A 20,889-nucleotide genomic window follows, 5' to 3' on the forward strand; every position below is an offset into this window, starting at 1 on the left:
AACTCAGAAGTGAAACGATGCATCGCCGATGGTAGTGTGGGGTTTCCCCATGTGAGAGTAGGTCATCGTCAAGATTAAATTCCGAAACCCCAATTGCGAAAGCAGTTGGGGTTTTGTTTTGTCCGCAAGAAAGTGTTTGGCTCGCCAAGATCAGACGATGCGAGTGTTCCAACCGTCGCCAGGACTGCCATTGGAGAAAATCCTTCTGAAGTGACCACTCGGTTTTTGGTATGGTGCAGCTCGTTTTTTAACGGATTGATGTCATGCCCATGGATCGGCGCTCAAATTATGTCAAAGAGTTGCTGTAGAAATGCCTGAACCCATCCCGATCAAAGATCACGAAAAAGAGAAGCGTTTGGTCAACAAACGGTTGATCGCCTGCGCTCTGTTTGTCTTTGCTATCAGCTGCGCGCTGGTGGTGCGCTTGTACATCCTGCAGGTGGTTGAATACGACTACCACTCGACCATCTCTGAAAACAACCGCGTGCACGTCTTGCCGATTCCGCCGACGAGAGGCCTGATCTACGATCGCAATGGCGTGCTGCTCGCTGATAACCGTCCTAGTTACAACCTGATCATCACCCGCGAACGCGCCACTGATGTTAATCAGGAGCTGGACGAGGTGATCAATCTGCTGCATTTGCCCGCTGAAGATCGTACGGTTTTCGATAAGGCCATGAAGCAGTCCCGTCACCCGTTCACCCCGGTGACGCTGTTCTATGGACTGACGGAGGAGCAAATCGCCGTGTTGGCGGTTAACGAGTTCCGTTTGCCGGGCCTCGATGTCGAGCCGCAGTTCGTTCGGCATTACCCGCTGGGTCCGCACTTTGCGCATTCAATCGGTTACGTTGGCCGGATTAACGAAAAAGAATCCAAAACCCTCGACTCGGTGGAATACCGCGGCACGCAATCCATCGGTAAAACCGGCATTGAACGCTTCTACGAAGCGCAGCTGCACGGTCACGTTGGCTACGAGGAAGTTGAGACCAACGCCCAAGGCCGAGTGTTGCGAGTGCTCAAGCACACCGATCCGGTCCCTGGCAAAAACATCGTTCTAAGTCTTGACGTCAAACTGCAGGAAGCTGCTGAAGCCGCACTGGGCGACCGCCGTGGTTCGGTGGTGGCTCTCGATCCATCCACTGGTGAAGTGCTGGCCATGGTCAGCAATCCGAGCTTCGACCCGAACCTGTTCGTCACTGGTATCAGCTCCAAGGAATACTCGGCGCTACGCGATTCCATCGATCGGCCGCTGTTCAACCGTGTGCTACGCGGCCTGTATGCACCGGGTTCGACCATCAAACCCGAAGTGGCGATTGCCGGCCTTGATGCCGGTGTTGTGACCCCGCAGACACGAGTCTTCGACCCGGGCTATTACCAGCTCCCGGATTTCGAACACAAGTACCGCAACTGGAACCACAGCGGCGATGGCTGGGTGGACATGGATGCGGCGATCATGCGTTCCAATGACACCTACTTCTACGATCTGGCGCACAAGCTCGGCATCGATCGCCTGCACGACTACATGGCGATGTTCGGCCTCGGCGAAAAAGTCTCGCTGGACATGTTCGAAGAGTCGCCCGGTTTAATGCCATCTCAGGCCTGGAAACGCGCCACGCGCCGTCAAGCCTGGTTCCCTGGGGAAACAGTAATCCTGGGCATCGGCCAAGGCTACATGCAGGTCACGCCGCTACAACTGGCTCAGGCCACCGCGCTGATCGCCAACAAGGGCGTTTGGAATCGACCGCACTTGGCGAAGACCGTCGATGGCGTTGCGCCGGTCGACGAGCATCCTATGCCGAATATCCTGCTGAAGAACCCGCGTGACTGGGATCAGGTCAACCACGGCATGCAGATGGTGATGCACGATGCCCGGGGTATCGCGCGCGCCGCAGCGGCCGGTGCGCAGTACCGCATCGCCGGCAAGAGTGGTACGGCGCAGGTGGTGGCGATCAAGCAGGGTGAGCGTTACAACCGTGAGAAAACTCTCGAACGGCATCGCGACAACGCCTTGTTTGTCGGCTTCGCTCCGGCAGAGCATCCGAAGATCGCCATCTCGGTGATGATCGAAAACGGTGAGGCCGGTGGTCGGGTTGCCGGTCCCGTGGTGCGGCAGATCATGGACGCCTGGCTACTGGACCAGGACGGCCACCTCAAGCCGCAATACGCGGCGCCGGCCAAGCCGCCGGGTGACCCGCACGTGTAGCCGGAATGCGCTTCACCGCTCCGGCTCACGTTGGCTACGCCGTGAAGCTGTCGAGACAGAGGTTTGGGTAACTGACTATTTGCAGCTGTAACCCTCGGGCATCGTGACGCTGTAGTTGCGTTGCAAGCGATCCTGGAAGTCCAGATTCTGCAGGCCCTGTTCGACCAGAAAGGCTTCGACCTTAGCGGCCTGACAGTCCTCGTTATAAGACGACGCCCGCAGCAGATACACCGTGCGTTTGCTCGCCTCATCCCGGGCGGTGGCAATAAAGGTACTTAAGGTGGTATAGCCGATTCGCTCCGAAGTACCTACCGGACCATAGGTCGTATTGGGCTTACTGGTGCAGGTCAGTCGGTCATCTTTCTTCTTGGTATTTTTGCAAACGGTCGTAGTACTGGTTGGCACTTGCCCATAGTCGGTAGCGGTATAACGGTAAGACACTTGCCGGCTGCCGATATCGAGGCTGATGGTCATTTTGATCGGTGCGTGATTTCTGGGCAGGCTGGCGTCGGTATAGACCTCTTGGAAACCCCTGTCTTTCAATGCGTTGACCATGTCGCGGAGATAGTAGCGGGCACTCAGTGCGTTTTCATCAGCGCCATTCGTCGAGGTCACCAGTACGGTTGCCTTTCGGTCGAACTGATAGTCCGGATCAGGAATTGCATTGAGTGCGATGTCAAATTGTGTGGCGCAGCCGCTGAGTGACGCTGTCAGCAATAACAGCGCGCATAACAAATAACGGGACATGACAAAGCCGCCTTGAAACTAAGGATTGAATAAGCGTTAAACGATTGGGACCTGCGACAAATAACTCGCCGTCCGGGGAAAGTCTCAGTCTTTCTGGTATTCCAGCAGATCGCCCGGCTGGCAATCGAGCGCAGCGCAGAGCTTGTCCAGAGTTGCCATCTTCACGCCTTTGACTTTGCCGTTTTTGAGCAATGACAGATTGGCCTCGGTTATTCCGAGCAAGGCGGCTAACTCTTTCGAGCGAATTTTTTGCGTGGCCATGACGACGTCAAGGCGGACGATAATGGTCATTATGTTGTTCTATATGTATTGGCTTTGCTCATCGCTGAGTACTTTTGCGTCACGCATGATAATTGAAAAAATACAGAGTAATACGCCTTTGATTATCTCGTAGGCAGAAGCGGAAGACAGGCCGATCGAGAACTGGAAAATCCGATCCCCCGGCGGCAGATCTATCGACAACGCCAGACCTTGCAAGGTCTCTATTAGCGGGTAGGTTGCCGGAGAAACGATGCAGAGTACGCCCACTCGCCAGAGCACCCTGATGTTGCGGTCGGTCCATGTTTCGCCGCGCGACAAGCGCAGAAAAAACAACCCGGTCAGCCATAACGCGTAAGCCGACAGGACAACGGGCAGGAAATCCAGAAAGACGATCAGCGCAGTGACCGTTGATGACAGCCAGGTGTCAGGATCAAGCAATGCACCTTCGACAAACGGGTCAAGCAATTGCGGCGAGCCTTCTGCAAAGGCATAAAGCAGGCTTGCCAGCATTTCATCCTTCTTGAAGAACCAGATCGTCACGTTGCCACCGACCTCCGTAACCCCCAGAACCCAGACAAGAATCGCAGCCAGCAGCCCGATCCAGTGCATGCGCTGCGGCGCCAATCCGTTGATTTGAGTACTCATGAAAATTCCTGGTTGTTACAATTTGGTAGCGAATTTTCGATGAAAAATTATCTTATTACAATAATTAATTTTGATTTTGTTGCTGCTCTACCTGCTTCTGTTCCGGCTCCGCGCAATCGCTGGTAATGGTGCGGAAATCGATTCACTGGCCAGCGTGCCGAAACGGCGCCAATTGTGGATTCAACAAACCTGGCGGCAAGACCGAAGCCACTACACAATCAGGTCCCTGGCACCGGGCAACTCATGTCACCTTCCTGACACTTCAAATACTGCTTCAGCGTCTCAATCCGTGCCTTGGTCACAGCGGTCAGGCAATTGCTGTAGATCAGCGGATAAACACTCCCGCCCTCGACCCCGGATGCCGAAAACTTGCACTCGGTATCGCGAAACCCGATCCACGCTCGCTGCGCACCCACCAGCAGCTTCTTGCGGTCAGGGTTGTCCTTCAAACGGCCGATGATCTGCTGATACATCGCGTTCAACTCCTTGTCAGTCGACTTGAATTCCTGCCCGGCACACTGGTTCATGGTGGCCTGATCGCTGGCATTGGCGCAGTCGATGGCAGCGTGGGCGAGGGGGCTGAACAGAAATGGTGTCAGGGCCAGAAGCAGGCGTGGCGACATTGGGTAATCTCACTGAGTCGGATGGAAAGTGCAGTGCAGTCTAGCGGCTATGGAGCTTCTAATCAGGGACGCGTAGCCGGGAGGCGTCGAGCAGGCGATCTGCGGTGGCTGCAATCTCCTCGCCGTCATGGAGCATTTCCAGCCAGTGGGCGGGAATCGACCGAATGCCGTAGTAGGCCCCGGCCAATTGGCCGACGATCGCGGCAGTAGTGTCGGCATCATCGCCCAGGTTGGCGGCTTGCAGAATCGCCGCAGCGAAACCGTCAGTGTGATGAAAACACCACAGCGCCGCTTCCAGCGACTCGACGCTGTAGCCGCTGCCACGGATTTCGCTCGCCGACTTTGCGAGGTAATCACCTCGGGCGATGGCTGCGACTTTTGGCTGAACGAAGGTTGTGTCTGGCAATTTGCGCAATTCTGACTTGGAGGCGCCTAGCAGTGCTTTGCTGAGCACTTCGGCAAATAATTGACAGCATTCGATGGCTTCAGGTGCAGCATGGGTGGTTCGCGAACTGTCACTGGCGAACTGGCGAATCTGCCGGGCATCAGGGAAATAAAACAGCACCACCGGCACCAGGCGCATCAGCGACCCGTTGCCGGCGGTAAACGGGTCGGTAGATCCCGCGAACGGCTGACCGGTTTGCTGATACCGCGACAGCGCCTGGCTGACCGTCATGCCGATATCGAAACAATCACCGGTTGAACTGAGATACCCCCATTGCCACCAATTCAGATAGCGTCCCATCTGGTCCGCGGCATCGAATGTGTTTTTCCTCAGCAGGCTCTCCGCCAGGCACAGCGCCATCGAGGTGTCATCCGTCCATTGCCCGGGTTTCAAGTGAAAGGGGCCGCCACCGACCATGTCCGTCAGCGGCTGGAATGAGCCTCTTGGCCTGAACTCCACCGTGGTGCCGACGGCATCGCCGCAAGCGAGGCCGAGCAGGGCGCCGCGATAACGTTCGGAGAGAGAGGGCTGCATGCTTCGTCCTTGTCTGTGTCTATCTCGCAGGAAACGGTAACAGGTTCATCGCAGGGGGGCGCTCGTTTCAATGAACGGAAATGCCGCTGAATGTTTCCTTTGGATTGGACGGGTGCAGCCCTTTGATACAACTTCAGGTTGGACATGTGGTCATACAAGCCTACTGTTCAAAACAGGAGGTGACTTATGAAACCGGTACCCAATAGTTTCGAACGAAAAATCGCGCTCAAGGCGCCACGTTCATATGTCTGGCGTGCATTGGTCGATGCCGAGGCGTTTGGCCAGTGGTTTGGTGTGGCACTGGAGGGCAGGCGGTTCATTGCCGGGGAATGGACGCAAGGGCAGGTCACGTATCCCGGTTATGAACACGTGCTGTGGAACGTGCTGGTGGAGCGGGTGGAGCCGCAGCAGCTGTTTTCGTTTCGCTGGCATCCGTACGCGGTCAATCCGAACATCGACTATTCCCAGGAGCCGACAACGCTGGTCAAGTTCGAGCTGCAGGATTACGAGAGCGGCACATTGCTCAAGGTGTCCGAGTCCGGTTTTGCGCATATCCCCGATGTGCGGCAGAAGGAGGCGTACTACATGGACAGTCGTGGCTGGGAGGAGCAATTGAGTCGACTTGAACAGTTTCTCGCCGAAAGTGCGAAGACGCGCGAGCGTGATGGTGACTGACATGGCGGCTTGCAGGCTGGGTGCCTGACTGACGTAGGGGTTTTCGGAAGGGCTTTTATAGCGAATGTCTTACACGCGGCGGTAGCTTTTGCGACTATTGCCGATTGGATCCACGGCGTAATCTACACCCATCAACTGAGACACAGGGAGTGTTTCAGGATCACGGATGATCGACCATTAGCAAGGATCGCTGCCGACAGGGAGTCGATAATGGTCTTGGGAAAAACCCGCTTCGGCGGGTTTTTTTTCGCCTGTAGAAAAGTACATCACCCTGTAGGAGCTGCCGCAGGCTGCGATCTTTTTGATCTTGCTTTTGAAAGCCAAAATCAAAAGATCGCAGCCTGCGGCAGCTCCTACAGGGAAACGTGTTTTCAGGAAGCAATCAGTTGGCGCAGGACGTAATGCAGAATCCCGCCCGACTTGAAGTACTCCACCTCATTCAACGTATCGATGCGGCACAGCACGTCGAGCTTCTCCTGGCGGCCGTCCTCGCGAGTGATGACCAGGGTCAGGTTCATGCGTGGCGTCAGCTCGACGCCAGTCAGCCCCTGGATATCAAGGGTTTCCTTGCCGGTGAGGTTCAGGCTCTTGCGGTTCTGATCGAGCTTGAACTGCAGCGGCAACACGCCCATGCCCACCAGGTTGGAACGGTGGATGCGCTCGAAGCTTTCAGCGATCACCGCTTTGACACCCAACAGGTTGGTGCCCTTGGCCGCCCAATCGCGGCTGGAGCCGGTACCGTATTCCTGACCGGCGATTACCACCAGCGGCGTGCCCGAGGCCTGATAACGCATGGCGGCATCGTAAATCGGCATTTTCTCGCCGCTCGGGATGTAGATCGTGTTGCCACCTTCTTCGCCGCCGAGCATCTCGTTACGAATGCGGATGTTGGCGAACGTGCCGCGCATCATCACCTCATGGTTGCCACGTCGTGAGCCGTAGGAGTTGAAGTCCCGCGGTTCCACGCCTTTCTCGCGCAGATAGCGCCCGGCCGGGCTGTCAGTCTTGATGTTGCCGGCCGGGGAGATGTGGTCAGTGGTCACCGAATCACCGAGCAGCGCCAAAACCCGCGCACCCTTGACGTCAGTGATCAGCGGCAATGGGCCGGAAATGTCGTCGAAGAACGGCGGATGCTGGATGTAGGTCGAATCGTCCTGCCATACATAGGTGGCGGCTTGCGGCACCTGGATCGCTTGCCACTGTTCATCGCCGGCAAACACCTCGGCGTATTCCTTGTGGAACATCGCGGTGTTGACCTGATTCACCGCATCGGCGATTTCCTGGCTGCTCGGCCAGATATCGCGCAGGTACACAGGATTGCCTTGCTGGTCGTTACCCAGAGGCTCGCTGCTGATGTCAGTGCGCACGCTGCCAGCCAGAGCATAAGCGACCACCAGCGGTGGCGAGGCCAGCCAGTTGGTCTTGACCAGCGGATGCACCCGGCCTTCGAAGTTACGGTTGCCGGACAGCACCGACGCCACGGTGAGGTCAGCTTTCTGAATGGCCTTCTCGATTGGCTCGGGCAATGGCCCGGAGTTGCCGATGCAAGTGGTGCAGCCATAACCGACCAGCGAAAAACCGAGCTGATCAAGGTATTGCGTCAGCCCGGCTGCCTTGTAGTAGTCGGTGACCACTTTCGAGCCGGGGGCCAGCGAACTCTTGACCCACGGCTTGCGCGTCAGGCCTTTCTCCACGGCTTTTTTCGCCAGCAGACCAGCCGCCATCATCACGCTCGGGTTGGAGGTGTTGGTGCAGGAGGTGATGGCGGCGATCACCACCGCGCCGTTTTTCAGGCGATAGGTGTGGCCTTCATATTCGTATTCGGTTTCGCCGACCAGATCGGCGTTGCCCACGGCCACCCCACCGCCGCCCTCGCTTTCCAGGCGGCCTTCTTCCTTGCTGGTGGGCTTGAATTGCAGGTCCATGAAATCACTGAAAGCCTGCGCGACATTCGGCAACGAGACCCGGTCCTGCGGGCGCTTTGGCCCGGCGAGGCTGGCTTCGACGCTGCCCATGTCCAGCGCCAGACTGTCGGTGAACACCGGTTCCTGACCGGGCAGGCGCCACAGGCCCTGAACCTTGGTGTAGGCCTTGACCAGTTTCACCACTTCGGCAGGGCGACCGGACAGGCGCAGGTATTCGAGGGTTACGTCATCGACAGGGAAGAAGCCGCAGGTCGCGCCATATTCCGGGGCCATGTTAGCGATGGTCGCGCGGTCGGCCAGGGGCAGGTCGGCGAGGCCGTCACCGTAGAATTCGACGAATTTGCCAACCACACCTTTCTTGCGCAGCATCTGCGTGACGGTCAGCACCAGGTCGGTGGCGGTGATGCCTTCCTTGAGTTTGCCAGTGAGTTTGAAGCCGATCACTTCCGGGATCAGCATCGACACCGGTTGGCCGAGCATCGCCGCTTCCGCCTCGATTCCGCCGACGCCCCAGCCGAGTACGCCGAGGCCATTGATCATGGTGGTGTGGGAGTCGGTGCCGACGAGGGTGTCGGGGAACGCGTAGGTGCGGCCGTCCTCATCCTTGGTCCATACCGTGCGCCCGAGGTATTCGAGGTTGACCTGGTGGCATATCCCGGTGCCCGGTGGCACCACGCTGAAGTTGTCGAAGGCGCTCTGGCCCCAGCGCAGAAACGCATAACGCTCGCCGTTGCGCTGCATCTCGATGTCGACGTTCTGTTCGAAGGCGCTCGGGATGGCGAATTTGTCGACCATCACTGAGTGGTCGATCACCAGATCCACCGGCGACAGCGGGTTGATCCGCTGCGGATCGCCGCCGGCCTTGGCCATCGCGGCGCGCATCGCAGCGAGGTCGACCACGGCGGGCACGCCGGTAAAATCTTGCATCAATACCCGGGCAGGGCGGTACTGGATTTCCCGGTCGGAGCGGCGCTCCTTGAGCCAGGCGGCGATGGCCTTGAGGTCGGCGCCGGTGACAGTTTTTTCATCTTCCCAGCGCAGCAGATTTTCCAGCAGGACTTTCAGCGACATGGGCAACTGGTCGATGTTGCCCAGGCTTTTCGCGGCATCCGGCAGGCTGAAATAGTGGTAGGTTTTTTGGTCGATCTGCAGTGTTTTAAGGGTCTTCAGACTATCGAGGGACGGCATTACGATCACTCCTTTGAGTCCGCACGGCTACGGACTGAGGGGACGGGCAGAGCTATCAACGTAGCCCTGTTTTCAGTAGCTGGCTAATAACTGGACTCTATCGATAAGTCCAAGGTTCCGAACTCGGCTATCATGCGCCGGTTTTCGTGACAGGCTTTGCTTCACCGCAAGGCTTGAGCAGCGTGCAGGGGCCGAATATCCGCCCTCTGCCCAGGAGTAAGAATGAACACCCTATTCATGCATTGCCGGCCAGGCTTCGAAGGCGAAGTCTGTTCGGAGATTTCCGACCTCGCCGCCCAGTTGAATGTGGCCGGTTACGCCAAGGCCAAACCGGCCACCGCGTACGCGGAGTTTGTCTGCAGCGAAGCAGACGGCGCCGAGCGCCTGATGCGCGGCCAGCGTTTCGCCGAGTTGATTTTTCCGCGCCAGTGGGCGCGCGGTGTATTCATCAATCTGCCGGAAACCGATCGCATCAGCGTGATCCTCGAGCAGATGGCGGACTTCCCGGTCTGCGGCAGCCTGTGGCTGGAAGTGGTCGATACCAACGATGGCAAAGAGCTGTCTAACTTCTGCAAGAAGTTCGAAGGCCCGCTGCGCAAGGCGCTGACCGGTGCCGGCAAACTGGTGGACGACGCCAGCAAACCGCGCCTGCTGCTGACCTTCAAAAGTGGCCGCGAAGTGTTCCTCGGCCTGGCCGACGCCGGCAACTCGGCGATGTGGCCGATGGGCATTCCGCGCCTGAAGTTTCCGCGCGAAGCGCCCAGCCGTTCGACCTTGAAACTGGAGGAGGCCTGGCACCATTTCATCCCGCGTGATCAGTGGGATGAGCGCCTGCACAGCGACATGACCGGTGTCGACCTCGGTGCGGCACCCGGCGGTTGGACCTGGCAACTGGTCAACCGCGGCATGCTGGTGACTGCCATCGACAACGGCCCGATGGCCGAGAGCCTGATGGACACCGGACTGGTGCAGCACTTGATGGCCGACGGCTTCACCTTCAAGCCCAAGCAACCGGTGGACTGGATGGTCTGCGACATCGTCGAGAAGCCGGCGCGTAACGCGGCGATGCTGGAAGAATGGATCGGCGAGGGTCATTGCCGCGAAGCGGTGGTCAACCTCAAGCTGCCGATGAAACAGCGCTATGCCGAAGTAAAGCGCTTGCTCGAGCGCATCGCCGATGGCTTCAAGGCGCGCGGGATCAAGGTCGATATTGGCTGCAAGCAGCTGTATCACGACCGCGAGGAAGTGACCTGTCATTTGCGTCGGCATGACATCAAGAAAGCCAAATCCCGCTGAGTCACCACTAAACCCTGTGGTAATGATCTCTGTGGTGAGGGGATTTGTTCCCGAAGGGATGCAGCGCATCTCCACGCTTTGGGGCCGCTTCGCGACCCATCGGGGATAAATCCCCTCGCTACAGATGACTGAGCACCCGGCAATGCGCGACAATGCCGGCCAGTTTCAGGAGTGAATCATGAGTGAAATGATCGATACCCCGGTCGACGGCACCCTCGACGCCACCGGTCTCAATTGCCCGGAGCCGGTAATGATGCTGCACCAGCACATACGTGACCTGGTGCCGGGCGGCCTGCTCAAGGTGATCGCCACCGACCCCTCGACCCGTCGCGACATTCCCAAGTTCTGTGTGTTTCTCGACCACGAACTGGTGGGGCAGCACGAAGAGGCCGGTACTTATCTGTACTGGATCCGCAAGAAGTCCAATTGAATCAGGACAAAAAAAGACCTGCATGTGCAGGTCTTTTTTTATGGCTGATCAGCCCACCGAACGACTGATCCGAATACGCTTGCGTGCACTGCGCGTCAGTCGAATCGACAGCATCAGCGCCGCGCAGCTCAGGCCGACAATCAGTCCTTGCCACAGACCGCTTGGGCCACGCGGTTCGCCGAGCCAGTCGGTCAGACCGAGGGCGTAACCCACTGGCAGGCCGATGCCCCAGTAGGCGAACAGGGTGAGGATCATCGTTACCCGGGTGTCCTGATAACCGCGCAGAGCGCCGGCAGCCGTCACCTGGATCGCGTCGGAGAACTGGAACAGCGCCGAGTACACAATCAGCATTGCCGCAATCTGGATCACCATCGGGTCGGCGGTGTAAATCGACGCAATCGGCTCGCGCAGCAACAGCATCATGCTCGCCGACAGGCAGGCATACGCCAGTGCGGTGCCCATGCCGACGCCGGCGGCAAAGCGTGCTTCCCGCGGCTCTTCACGGCCCAGCGCCTGGCCGACACGCACCGTGACGGCCATGCCCAGCGAATACGGAATCATGAACACCAGCGAGCTGACGTTCAGCGCGATTTGGTGCCCGGCCACCACGGTGGCGCCGAGGCTGCCGATCAGCAGGGCGATCACGGCGAAGATGCTCGACTCGGCAAACACGGCGATGCCAATCGGCAGGCCGATCGCCAGCAGACGTTTGATCACCGCCCATTGTGGCCAGTCGAAGCGGCTGAAGATCTCACTCGAGCGATACGCCGGCGCCCAACGCTCCCAACCGGCCAGACCCAGCGCCATGACCCACATCACGATGGCCGTGGCCCAGCCACAGCCCACGCCACCCATGGCCGGCACGCCGAAGTGGCCATAAATGAAGATGTAGTTCAGCGGAATGTTCAGCGCCAGACCGCACAGACCCAGCACCATCGCCGGGCGGGTACGGCCGATGCCGTCACTGGTGCAACGCAGCACGTGATAGAACGCCACCGCCGGCAGCCCGCTGGCAATGCCGTGCAGGTATTGCATGCACGGGCCGATCAGCTCGGGATCGACTTTCATCAGGTGCAGCACCGGTTCGGCGGCGACCAGCATGCACGTGGCGATCAGGCCGACCACCAGTGCCAGCCACAGCGCTTGACGGACAATCGGGCCGATTTCGCTGTGGGTGCCGGCGCCGAAACGCTGGGCGACTTTCGGCGTGGTGGCCAGCAGGGTGCCAGTCATCAGCAGAAACACCGGGACCCAGATTGAGTTGCCCAGTGCTACCGCTGCCAGGTCACGCGGCCCGACACGGCCGGCCATCACCGCATCGACGAAGCCCATGGCGGTGGTCGCCAGTTGCGCGATGATGATCGGCAGCGCGAGGGCGAGCAGATTCCTGAATTCCAGGCGAATTCGCGCGGGGCGGGTGAGTGAGGCAGCGAGCGGTTGATCAGTAACAGAATTCACAGGCAAAGCGTCCACAGGGATTGATGCGCAAGGCGCCGCATTCTACGCCGCTGACGCTTTGGTCAGGAAAAATCCTCTGTTGCGGATTTGTAATCTGTAGGAGCTGCCGCAGGCTGCGATCTTTTGATCTCGATCTCGATCTTGAAAAACAAAATCAAAAGATCGCAGCCTGCGGCAGCTCCTACAGTTAAACTGCCGATCCGCCCAAGGAGCCCGCCATGCTGATTGTTGCCGACGAAAATATCCCCCTGCTCGATGCCTTTTTTGCCGGTTTCGGCGAGATCCGCCGGGTACCGGGCCGTGCCATCGACCGCGCGACGGTCGAGCAGGCCGATGTGTTGCTGGTGCGTTCGGTGACCAACGTCAATCGTGCTTTGCTCGAAGGCAGCAAAGTGCGTTTCGTCGGCACGTGCACCATCGGTACCGATCACCTCGATCTCGATTATTTCACCGAGGCCGGCATCACCTGGTCCAGTGCACCCGGTTGCAATGCGCGAGGTGTGGTCGATTATGTGCTCGGCAGTCTGATGACCCTGGCGGAAATCGAAGGCGTTGAATTGCCGCAACGTACTTATGGGGTAATCGGTGCCGGTGAAGTCGGCGGTCGGCTGATCAAGGTGCTCAAGGGCCTGGGCTGGAATGTCAAAGTCTGCGACCCGCCGCGTCAGGCAGTCGAGGGCGGTGATTACGTGAGCCTCGAGCAGATCATCGAGCAATGTGACGTGATCAGTCTGCACACGCCGTTGACCCGTACCGGCGCAGGCGCGACCTGGCATCTGTTCGATGAGCCGCGTCTGCAACAGCTCAAACCCGGTACCTGGCTGATCAACGCCGCCCGTGGCCCCGTGGTGGATAACGCTGCGTTGCGCAACGTGCTGCTGGCGCGTGAGGACCTGCAAGCGGTGCTCGACGTGTGGGAAGCCGAGCCTGAAGTCGATGTCGACCTCGCCGAGCTCTGCGTACTGGCCACGCCGCACATTGCCGGCTACAGCCTTGATGGTAAACAGCGCGGCACGGCGCAGATTTATCAGGCTTATTGCGAATTTATCGGTCAGACGCCGAGCATCCAGCTCAGTGACTTGCTACCGGCACCGTGGCTGTCAGAAGTGACCCTGCATGCCGACAGCGATCCGGCCTGGGCACTGGCGATGTTGTGCCGTGGCGTATACGACCCGCGCCGCGATGACGCGGATTTTCGTCGCAGTCTTGTAGGCAATGTCGCTGAACAGCGTGCGGCATTCGATGTGTTGCGCAAGCAGTACCCGGTGCGGCGCGAGATCGAGGGGCTGAAGGTGCGGATCGACGGAGATTCGCAGCAGTTGCAAAAGATTGTGGCGGCGCTGGGGGCGGTGGCTGTCTGAAGTTCCTGTAAGAGCTGCCGGAGGCTGCGATCTTTTGATCTTGCCTTTGAAAAACAAAGTCAAAAGATCGCAGCCTTCGGCAGCTCCTACACAGAACAGAAGAGAACGGCAGGCAGAAAAAACCCGGCCAAACAGGGGCCGGGTCAGGAAGACAGTGGCTATATCACTTTTGTTCGGCAGGCTTGACCAATCGCTTCTCCAGCTCGCGGCACGCGTCCTGGATCATGTCTTCAGTGATCGGTACTTCACGCCCATCCTTGTCGATAATCGAGCAACCCAGAGATTGGCCGGGCTGGGTGCGGATCACTTGAATCTTGTCATCGCTGCTGTGTTGCAAGGACATGGCCTGTCTCCTCATCAGGTTGTGCACGTAGATTAAAACCGCCACGTGACCAGGCTGTGACAACACCCTTGGGTCTGTCAAAAGCGGCATCTCCACTCCAACAGAAATGACCGCTCGTCTCAACCGGGACATTAGACCAATAGCAACTATGGCCTAGTCTTTGGGGGCATATTTAACCTGACTCATTGTGATTTACAGAGTTCCGCCCCATAGAAGGTTTAGGCTAGCCCTTTCATCAACACGGATGTGTACCTGAATGATCTCGAAGCTTTCTTCCCGGCACCGTCGAGCGCTGAGTCTGACCAGCCGGTTTCTGGCGCCTTATCGTTGGCAAGTCTGCGCTGCGCTGTTGGCGTTGATCGTCACTGCGGCCGTTACTTTGTCGATGGGGCAGGGGATCAAATTGCTGGTCGATCGGGGTTTCATGACGCAGTCGCCGCACCAACTGAACCAGAGCATCGGTATCTTCATGCTGATGGTGTTGGGCCTGGCGATTGGCACCTTTGCGCGGTTTTACTGGGTGTCGTGGATCGGCGAGCGAGTTGTCGCGGATATCCGGCGCGAGGTGTTCAACCATCTGGTCTACCTGCATCCCGGCTTTTACGAGAATAACCGCAGTTCGGAGATTCAATCACGGCTGACCGCCGACACGACGTTGCTGCAATCGGTGATCGGCTCGTCGCTCTCCATGTTTCTACGCAACCTGTTGATGGTGATCGGCGGAGTAGTGCTGCTGTTCGTGACCAACCCGAAACTCACCAGCATCGTGGTGATCGCCTTGCCCTTCGTGGTCGCGCCGATTCTGATTTTCGGGCGGCGCGTGCGCAATCTGTCGCGGTTGAGTCAGGATCGGGTCGCCGACATCGGCAGCTACGTTTCCGAGACGCTCGGGCAGATCAAAACCGTTCAGGCCTACAACCATCAGGTGCAGGATGAACGCCGTTTCGCCACGACGGTCGAGGACGCGTTTGATACTGCGCGCAAACGGATCTTTCAGCGCTCCTGGATGATTACCGTGGTGATCGTGCTGGTGCTCGGCGCGGTGGCGGTGATGTTGTGGGTCGGCGGCATGGACGTGATAGCCGGGCGCATTACCGGGGGTGAACTGGCGGCATTCGTTTTCTACAGCCTGATCGTCGGCAGTGCCATCGGTACGTTGAGCGAGGTCATCGGCGAGTTGCAGCGTGCGGCGGGTGCCGCCGAGCGCATTGCGGAGTTGCTCAGTTCGCAGAACATCATCCAGCCACCGACCCTCGGGCTGGTGACGTTGCCTGAACGGATCAAGGGCGAGTTGCAATTGCAGAATGTGCACTTTTCCTACCCGTCGCGTCCGGACAGCTATGCCATCAGCGGCTTGAGCCTGACCATCAGGGCTGGTGAAACCCTGGCCCTTGTCGGGCCTTCCGGTGCCGGTAAATCCACGGTGTATGACTTGTTGCTGCGCTTCTACGACCCGCTTGAAGGCCGGATCCTGATTGACGGGGTGCCGCTGACGAGCCTCGATCCGCTGGATCTGCGGCGCAATTTCGCCTTGGTCTCGCAATCGCCAGCGCTGTTTTTCGGCAGCGTCGAAGAGAATATTCGTTACGGCAATGCCGACGCGACACTGGAGCAGGTCAAAGAAGCGGCAAGAATTGCCCACGCCCATGACTTCATCGAGAAGATGCCCAACGGTTATCAGACTCATCTGGGGGACGCTGGCCTCGGCCTTTCCGGCGGCCAGCGTCAACGTCTGGCGATTGCCCGCGCGTTGCTGGTGGATGCGCCGATTCTGCTGCTGGACGAAGCCACCAGCGCTCTCGATGCCCAGAGCGAACATCTGATCCAGGAAGCGCTGCCAAGCCTGATGCACAACCGCACCACGCTGGTGATTGCGCATCGCCTGGCCACGGTGAAGAACGCCGACCGGATCGCCGTGATGGATCAGGGCCGATTGGTCGCAATCGGTACGCATCAGGAGCTGATCGTGAGCAATCCACTGTATGCGCGGCTGGCGGCGTTGCAGTTCAACGACGGGCATGCGATGGCGGTGTAGAACCGCCGAAGGCTTTTCTGGCAGCAAAAAAATGCCCGCATCGATGGATGCGGGCATTTTTCATTTCAGGTATTCAGCACCTGTCATTGATCGTCGAAATACCGCTCATGCCAATCCACCAGCGGCTGCGGCGAATTGAGTTTCTGCCCGTAGATCACCGAGTACGACAGCACGTTCTGCACGTACTGGCGGGTTTCGTCGAACGGGATGCTTTCGACCCACACATCGAAGCTCAGGTGATCGGCGCCGCGCAGCCACTGGCGCACGCGGCCGGGACCGGCGTTGTAGGCGGCGGAGGCCAGGACGCGGTTGCCGTTAAACTGGCTGTGCACCTGGCTCAGGTAAGCGGCGCCGAGCTGGATGTTCTTGTCCGGATCGAGCACTTGCTGCGGCGAGGCCAGCGGGATGCTGAACTTGCGCGCGGTTTCCTTGGCGGTGCCGGGCATCAATTGCATCAGGCCGCTGGCGCCGACGCCGGAGCGGGCGTCATCCATGAACGCGCTTTCCTGGCGGGTGATGGCGAACACCCAGCTCGAATGCAGGCCGCGCGTCTTGGCTTCACGCACCAAGGTGTCGCGGTGGGCCATCGGGAAGCGGATATCCAGGTCGTCCCAGTATTGCGCCTGACTGATGGTGCGAATGGCCGGGAAGTACCATTTCAGGTCGTAAGCCAGTCTGGCCTGGGCGACCATTTCGTCACGATTGAAATGGCGGCTGACGTGATACCACTCGCGGCGCCCGTCGACGATCTGCCCGCGCGCATGGAATTCCAGAGCGCGACGCACACCGGGGGTGTTACGCACTTTGTTGATGGTGGCCTGGCTGAGTACCAGCGGCTTGTTCATCAGCGAGTAAGGCAGTTGCGAGCGGTCGGCGGCGAGGAAGCCGTAGAAGTCGCGTTCTTTCGCCAGATTCTTGTACAGGGTCTGCGCTTCCGGGTTCTGCGGTTGTGCCAGTTCCAGGCTGCGGGCCTGCCAGTAACGCCAGCGGTTGGTGGTCGCCAGATCCTGCGGCAGCCGACGGGTCAACTGATACGCATCGTCCCAGCGTGCCAGACGCAACAGCAGGCGCAGGCGCCATTCGGACACGGTGTTGTCACGCAGCTCCGGATCGTATTTGGTCATCACGTCCAGCGCGCGGCTGTCGAAACGCCGAGCCAGGGTCAGGCCGATTTCCCGGGCAATCGCGACTTTTTCGTCACGGGAAAAATGCATGCTGCTGGCGTATCCGTCGAGCAGGGCCATGGCCTTGTCCGGGTCCTGACGGGCGAGGCGGCGCAGGCCGAGGCTGACCACATCGGACATCGGCTCGTCAGCGGGAGTGAAGCGCGACGGCTGATTGAGCAGTTCGGGTTTCTGCGCCACATCCACCAGCAGCCGACCGCGTGGGGCGAGGGTGGTGAGGCCGTTGACCAGGCTGTTAGCCAGTGGATAGTTGCGCGCCTGGGCGGCAAGTTTGGTGCGCTCCCAGCGTTTCTGCTCGGTCAACTGGCCATCGGCCGCCCAGATCCCGAACAACCCATCACAGGCGGCCGGTTGCGATTTGCCGGTCAGCCACAGTTTGTCGGCGTTGGCATAGCCCTCGGCCTTGTGGCCGCTGCTGATCTGGTACTGCGCATTGAGGCAGTCCAGTTCGGTGAAGTTGAGTTTCGGGTCGTAATACTTGACGAAAGTTGCCCAGTCACCACGGTCGGCGAGCCAGCGCAACCAGCGCAGTTTCATCCAGTTGGCCTGTGGCAGGTCGCCGTGCTCGGCGAGGAATTTCTCGATTTCCTCGTTACTGGCGGTTTTCAGACGCGCGGTCAGTTCGTCGTAAGCCAGGTACGGTTCCAGCGGGTAATCGGCCAAGGCCTGGCTGTAACGAAAGTACGGGCCGGTATCGCCCTTGGCCAGTGCGCGCTTGGCTTCATCGTAATACTGGCGTTGGGTCGACAGGTCCACCGCCTGGGCGGATTGAGCGGCAGCGGCGGTAAGTAGCAAACAGGACAAGACACTGAAAAGGCGACTGCGCATGAGACATCCGGGCAGAGAAATCATGACAAGTACCGGCCGCGGCCAGCACTGAATTGTCTGTAGCTTAGCCTTTTGCCAGCAACGGGCGAAAGCTTTGCGGGTCTTGCAGCACAAGTTCGCAACAAATGTTGTGCAGAGTGCTTCAGCAGACAAATTGCCGGCCTGTTGAGGTCCTGATTCAGGTAGAATGCGCGCCCGGTTTTTGGAGAAGCTCATGACCCTGCTCAAATTCAGCGATGTGTCCCTTGCATTCGGCGCGATGCCGTTGTTGGACAAGGTGTCCTGGCAGATCGCCCGTGGTGAGCGGGTGTGCATCATCGGCCGCAACGGCACTGGCAAATCCAGCATGATGAAACTGGTCAAGGGCGACCAGAAACCTGATGACGGCTCGGTGTGGCGTGCCCCCGGTCTGAAAATCGGTGAATTGCCGCAAGAATTGCCGGTGGCCGACGGGCGGACCGTATTCGACGTGGTTGCCGAGGGTCTGGACGGTGTTGGCGCCTTGCTCGCCGAATACCATCACTTGAGCCAGAACATCGTCACCGACGCCGATCTGGACAAGCTGATGCACGTTCAGCACGACCTCGAAGCCCGTGACGGCTGGCGTTTGCAGACGCTGGTCGACAGTACCCTGAGTCGCCTGCAACTGCCGGCCGACAAGACTCTTGCCGAGTTGTCCGGCGGCTGGCGTCGCCGCGTGCTGCTGGCGCAGGCGCTGGTATCCGAACCGGATCTGCTGCTGCTCGACGAACCGACCAACCACCTGGACATCGGTGCGATTGCCTGGCTCGAAGAAGCCCTGAAGGATTTCCAGGGCGCCGTCCTGTTCATCACGCACGACCGTTCCTTCCTGCAAAACCTCGCCACGCGCATCCTCGAACTGGATCGCGGCGGTCTGATCGACTGGAACGGCGACTACGCCAGCTTCCTCGTGCATAAAGAAGCCGCGCTGGCTGCTGAAGAAACCGCCAACGCGCTGTTCGACAAGCGTCTGGCTCAGGAAGAAGTGTGGATCCGTCAGGGCATCAAGGCCCGTCGCACCCGTAACGAAGGCCGTGTGCGTGCCCTGAAAGCCCTGCGCGTTGAGCGCAGCGAACGTCGTGAACGTACCGGCAAAGCGAATATTCAGCTGGAAACGGCAGAGAAGTCCGGCAAGCAAGTGATGGTCCTGGACAACGTCAGCTTCCATCACCCGGACGGTCCGTACCTGATCAAGGACTTCTCGATGGTCCTGCAGCGTGGCGACCGTATCGGTCTGCTCGGCGCCAACGGTACCGGCAAGACCACTCTGCTCAAGCTGATGCTCAACGGCCTGCAACCGACCAGCGGCAAAGTGGAAGAGGGCACCCGGATCGATGTGGCCTACTTCGATCAGTTGCGTCATCAGCTCGATCTGGAAAAGACCGTGATCGACAACGTCGCCGAAGGTCGCGACTTCATCGAAATCGATGGCCAGAGCCGCCACGTCCTGAGCTACCTCGGTGACTTCCTGTTCAGCCCGCAGCGTGCGCGCACGCCGGTGAAGGCGCTGTCCGGTGGCGAGCGTGCACGTCTGTTGCTGGCCAAACTGTTCAGCAAACCGGCGAACCTGCTGGTACTTGATGAACCGACCAACGACCTCGACGTCGAGACTCTCGAACTGCTCGAAGAAGTGCTGCTGACGTTCAACGGCACGGTGCTGATGGTCAGTCACGACCGGGCATTCCTCGACAACGTGGTCACCAGCACTCTGGTCTTCGAAGGTGAAGGCAAAGTCCGTGAATACGTCGGCGGTTATCAGGACTGGATCCGTCAGGGCGGTTCGCCGCGCCTGTTGGGTGTGACCGAGAGCAAGTCGGGCAAGGCTGACCTGAACTCGGCGGTGGTCACTGCTGAACCGGCCCCGGTTGCCGCGCCTGTCGCTGCGGCCCCGGCTGCGAAGAAGAAACTGAGCTACAAGCTTCAGCGCGAGCTGGAAGCGCTGCCGGGCGACATCGACAACAAAGAGCAGCAGATTGCTGCGGTCGAGGCTGAAATGGCTGAAGCCGGCTTCTACCAGCGTCCGCCGGCCGAAACGGCCAAGGTGATTGCCTCACTTGAGCAGTTGCAGGCTGAGCTGGATGCACTGGTGGAGCGTTGGGCGGAGCTGGATGCCTGATTGTTTCCAGGCATGAAAAAGCCCGGCGTCCAGTGATGGACGCCGGGCTTTTTAGCTTTTCACAAGGGCCTGGGATCAGCGTTTGACCAGGTGCACCGCCAGCACATCACAAGGTGCACCGTGCAAAACATCGTTGGCGGTTGAACCCAATAGTAGTGCCAGACCATGTCGGCCATGGCTGCCGACCACGATCAGGTCGCATTCCTGATCCTTGGCGAAGTGGTGGATTTCCTGGCGTGGCTGGCCGTAGGTCAGGTGGCAGTTTGAGCCTTCCAGTTCGGTGTATTTGTGCTTCAGGCGCTCCAGGCGTTCCTTGGCTTGATCGAACTGTTGTTGTTGCAGTTGTGACAGATCCATCGGTACGTCACCCCCAAAGGCCATGGCCATCGGTTCGACGATATGCACCAGCGACAGCTTGGCGCCATTGCTCACCGACAGCTCTCGGGCGCGGTGGATCACAGGGTCGCACTCTTCGGTCAGATCTACGGCGACCAGGATATGGTGGTAGGGCATGAGGTGCTCCTCGTGAGGGATCAATATTGTTAAGTATGGCTGGTTTCAAGCGCATTGG

At 59.1% G+C, this 20,889-nt stretch carries 17 protein-coding genes and 1 rRNA gene; 8 read left to right on the forward strand and 10 right to left on the reverse strand.

Going from position 1 to position 20,889, the window contains the following annotated elements:
* Together rrf and mrdA are read left to right on the forward strand one after the other, a co-directional pair.
* Window positions 1-74: ribosomal RNA gene (gene rrf / locus L6D63_RS28940) — 5S ribosomal RNA — on the forward strand; the annotation flags it as partial.
* 236 nt (window positions 75-310) lie between these two features.
* Complete coding sequence (mrdA, locus tag L6D63_RS24160; protein WP_131671830.1) at window positions 311-2,203, forward strand: penicillin-binding protein 2; 1,893 nt, start codon at window positions 311-313, stop codon at window positions 2,201-2,203.
* Between the two features lie 75 nt (window positions 2,204-2,278).
* On the opposite strand, the gene L6D63_RS24165 is transcribed toward mrdA, so the two are convergent.
* The 5 genes from L6D63_RS24165 to L6D63_RS24185 form a co-directional block, all read right to left on the reverse strand.
* Window positions 2,279-2,950, reverse strand: coding sequence for a hypothetical protein (locus L6D63_RS24165; RefSeq protein ID WP_131671829.1), 672 nt, complete (start codon window positions 2,948-2,950; stop codon window positions 2,279-2,281).
* 84 nt (window positions 2,951-3,034) lie between these two features.
* Window positions 3,035-3,241 (reverse strand): helix-turn-helix domain-containing protein, encoded by a 207-nt coding sequence (locus tag L6D63_RS24170; RefSeq protein WP_003226632.1) that lies wholly within the window; start codon window positions 3,239-3,241, stop codon window positions 3,035-3,037.
* 9 nt (window positions 3,242-3,250) lie between these two features.
* Window positions 3,251-3,856 carry a DUF2975 domain-containing protein gene (locus tag L6D63_RS24175; protein ID WP_131671828.1) on the reverse strand — a complete coding sequence of 202 codons (606 nt, stop codon included), beginning with the start codon at window positions 3,854-3,856 and terminating at the stop codon, window positions 3,251-3,253.
* 218 nt (window positions 3,857-4,074) lie between these two features.
* The gene (locus L6D63_RS24180) at window positions 4,075-4,479 is read right to left on the reverse strand and encodes a lysozyme inhibitor LprI family protein (protein WP_131671827.1); all 405 of its coding nucleotides are present in this window, start codon (window positions 4,477-4,479) and stop codon (window positions 4,075-4,077) included.
* A 58-nt stretch (window positions 4,480-4,537) separates the two neighbouring features.
* Window positions 4,538-5,458, reverse strand: a complete 921-nt coding sequence (locus L6D63_RS24185) for an ADP-ribosylglycohydrolase family protein (protein ID WP_047295304.1) — start codon at window positions 5,456-5,458, stop codon at window positions 4,538-4,540.
* A 186-nt stretch (window positions 5,459-5,644) separates the two neighbouring features.
* Here L6D63_RS24185 and L6D63_RS24190 point away from each other — a divergent pair, with 186 nt between their 5' ends.
* A complete protein-coding gene (locus tag L6D63_RS24190) occupies window positions 5,645-6,133 on the forward strand; it encodes an SRPBCC family protein (RefSeq protein WP_041069044.1) in 489 nt (162 codons plus the stop codon).
* Window positions 6,134-6,504: 371 nt separating this feature from the next.
* Here the strand turns inward: L6D63_RS24190 and acnA are convergent, their stop codons facing one another.
* Complete coding sequence (gene acnA / locus L6D63_RS24195) at window positions 6,505-9,246, reverse strand: aconitate hydratase AcnA (RefSeq protein ID WP_131671826.1); 2,742 nt, start codon at window positions 9,244-9,246, stop codon at window positions 6,505-6,507.
* A gap of 222 nt (window positions 9,247-9,468) precedes the next feature.
* Between acnA and rlmM the strand changes: the two genes are divergently transcribed.
* Together rlmM and tusA are read left to right on the forward strand one after the other, a co-directional pair.
* Window positions 9,469-10,542, forward strand: a complete 1,074-nt coding sequence (rlmM, locus tag L6D63_RS24200) for a 23S rRNA (cytidine(2498)-2'-O)-methyltransferase RlmM (protein WP_131671825.1) — start codon at window positions 9,469-9,471, stop codon at window positions 10,540-10,542.
* A 178-nt stretch (window positions 10,543-10,720) separates the two neighbouring features.
* On the forward strand, window positions 10,721-10,972 hold the full coding sequence (gene tusA, locus L6D63_RS24205) for a sulfurtransferase TusA (protein WP_007961802.1): 252 nt from the start codon (window positions 10,721-10,723) through the stop codon (window positions 10,970-10,972).
* A gap of 48 nt (window positions 10,973-11,020) precedes the next feature.
* On the opposite strand, the gene L6D63_RS24210 is transcribed toward tusA, so the two are convergent.
* Window positions 11,021-12,430, reverse strand: a complete 1,410-nt coding sequence (locus L6D63_RS24210; RefSeq protein ID WP_047295296.1) for an MATE family efflux transporter — start codon at window positions 12,428-12,430, stop codon at window positions 11,021-11,023.
* Window positions 12,431-12,648: 218 nt separating this feature from the next.
* Here L6D63_RS24210 and pdxB point away from each other — a divergent pair, with 218 nt between their 5' ends.
* On the forward strand, window positions 12,649-13,791 hold the full coding sequence (gene pdxB, locus L6D63_RS24215) for a 4-phosphoerythronate dehydrogenase PdxB (RefSeq protein ID WP_131671824.1): 1,143 nt from the start codon (window positions 12,649-12,651) through the stop codon (window positions 13,789-13,791).
* Window positions 13,792-13,954: 163 nt separating this feature from the next.
* Here pdxB and L6D63_RS24220 read toward each other — a convergent pair whose 3' ends face one another.
* Complete coding sequence (locus L6D63_RS24220) at window positions 13,955-14,134, reverse strand: PA1571 family protein (RefSeq protein ID WP_047295294.1); 180 nt, start codon at window positions 14,132-14,134, stop codon at window positions 13,955-13,957.
* Between the two features lie 256 nt (window positions 14,135-14,390).
* Here L6D63_RS24220 and L6D63_RS24225 point away from each other — a divergent pair, with 256 nt between their 5' ends.
* Window positions 14,391-16,169, forward strand: coding sequence for an ABC transporter transmembrane domain-containing protein (locus L6D63_RS24225; protein ID WP_131671823.1), 1,779 nt, complete (start codon window positions 14,391-14,393; stop codon window positions 16,167-16,169).
* Between the two features lie 83 nt (window positions 16,170-16,252).
* Here L6D63_RS24225 and L6D63_RS24230 read toward each other — a convergent pair whose 3' ends face one another.
* Window positions 16,253-18,181 carry a transglycosylase SLT domain-containing protein gene (locus L6D63_RS24230; RefSeq protein ID WP_047295292.1) on the reverse strand — a complete coding sequence of 643 codons (1,929 nt, stop codon included), beginning with the start codon at window positions 18,179-18,181 and terminating at the stop codon, window positions 16,253-16,255.
* Between the two features lie 214 nt (window positions 18,182-18,395).
* Here L6D63_RS24230 and L6D63_RS24235 point away from each other — a divergent pair, with 214 nt between their 5' ends.
* A complete protein-coding gene (locus L6D63_RS24235; RefSeq protein ID WP_047295291.1) occupies window positions 18,396-20,318 on the forward strand; it encodes an ATP-binding cassette domain-containing protein in 1,923 nt (640 codons plus the stop codon).
* Window positions 20,319-20,393: 75 nt separating this feature from the next.
* On the opposite strand, the gene L6D63_RS24240 is transcribed toward L6D63_RS24235, so the two are convergent.
* Window positions 20,394-20,831: a universal stress protein gene (locus L6D63_RS24240; protein ID WP_047295289.1), complete on the reverse strand. Its 438-nt coding sequence runs from the start codon at window positions 20,829-20,831 to the stop codon at window positions 20,394-20,396.
* Window positions 20,832-20,889: the final 58 nt, after the last annotated feature.

The organism is Pseudomonas parakoreensis (genome assembly GCF_021602155.1).
In the GTDB taxonomy this organism is placed as follows: domain Bacteria; phylum Pseudomonadota; class Gammaproteobacteria; order Pseudomonadales; family Pseudomonadaceae; genus Aquipseudomonas; species Aquipseudomonas parakoreensis.

Coding starts and splice junctions, on each gene's coding strand:
- mrdA (WP_131671830.1), top strand. CDS start 311: ATGCCTGAACCCATCCCGATCAAAGATCACGAAAAAGAGAAGCGTTTG.
- L6D63_RS24240 (WP_047295289.1), bottom strand. CDS start 20,831: ATGCCCTACCACCATATCCTGGTCGCCGTAGATCTGACCGAAGAGTGC.
- tusA (WP_007961802.1), top strand. CDS start 10,721: ATGAGTGAAATGATCGATACCCCGGTCGACGGCACCCTCGACGCCACC.
- L6D63_RS24165 (WP_131671829.1), bottom strand. CDS start 2,950: ATGTCCCGTTATTTGTTATGCGCGCTGTTATTGCTGACAGCGTCACTC.
- rlmM (WP_131671825.1), top strand. CDS start 9,469: ATGAACACCCTATTCATGCATTGCCGGCCAGGCTTCGAAGGCGAAGTC.
- L6D63_RS24225 (WP_131671823.1), top strand. CDS start 14,391: ATGATCTCGAAGCTTTCTTCCCGGCACCGTCGAGCGCTGAGTCTGACC.
- L6D63_RS24185 (WP_047295304.1), bottom strand. CDS start 5,458: ATGCAGCCCTCTCTCTCCGAACGTTATCGCGGCGCCCTGCTCGGCCTC.
- L6D63_RS24220 (WP_047295294.1), bottom strand. CDS start 14,134: ATGTCCTTGCAACACAGCAGCGATGACAAGATTCAAGTGATCCGCACC.
- L6D63_RS24175 (WP_131671828.1), bottom strand. CDS start 3,856: ATGAGTACTCAAATCAACGGATTGGCGCCGCAGCGCATGCACTGGATC.
- L6D63_RS24170 (WP_003226632.1), bottom strand. CDS start 3,241: ATGACCATTATCGTCCGCCTTGACGTCGTCATGGCCACGCAAAAAATT.
- pdxB (WP_131671824.1), top strand. CDS start 12,649: ATGCTGATTGTTGCCGACGAAAATATCCCCCTGCTCGATGCCTTTTTT.
- acnA (WP_131671826.1), bottom strand. CDS start 9,246: ATGCCGTCCCTCGATAGTCTGAAGACCCTTAAAACACTGCAGATCGAC.
- L6D63_RS24180 (WP_131671827.1), bottom strand. CDS start 4,479: ATGTCGCCACGCCTGCTTCTGGCCCTGACACCATTTCTGTTCAGCCCC.
- L6D63_RS24235 (WP_047295291.1), top strand. CDS start 18,396: ATGACCCTGCTCAAATTCAGCGATGTGTCCCTTGCATTCGGCGCGATG.
- L6D63_RS24190 (WP_041069044.1), top strand. CDS start 5,645: ATGAAACCGGTACCCAATAGTTTCGAACGAAAAATCGCGCTCAAGGCG.
- L6D63_RS24230 (WP_047295292.1), bottom strand. CDS start 18,181: ATGCGCAGTCGCCTTTTCAGTGTCTTGTCCTGTTTGCTACTTACCGCC.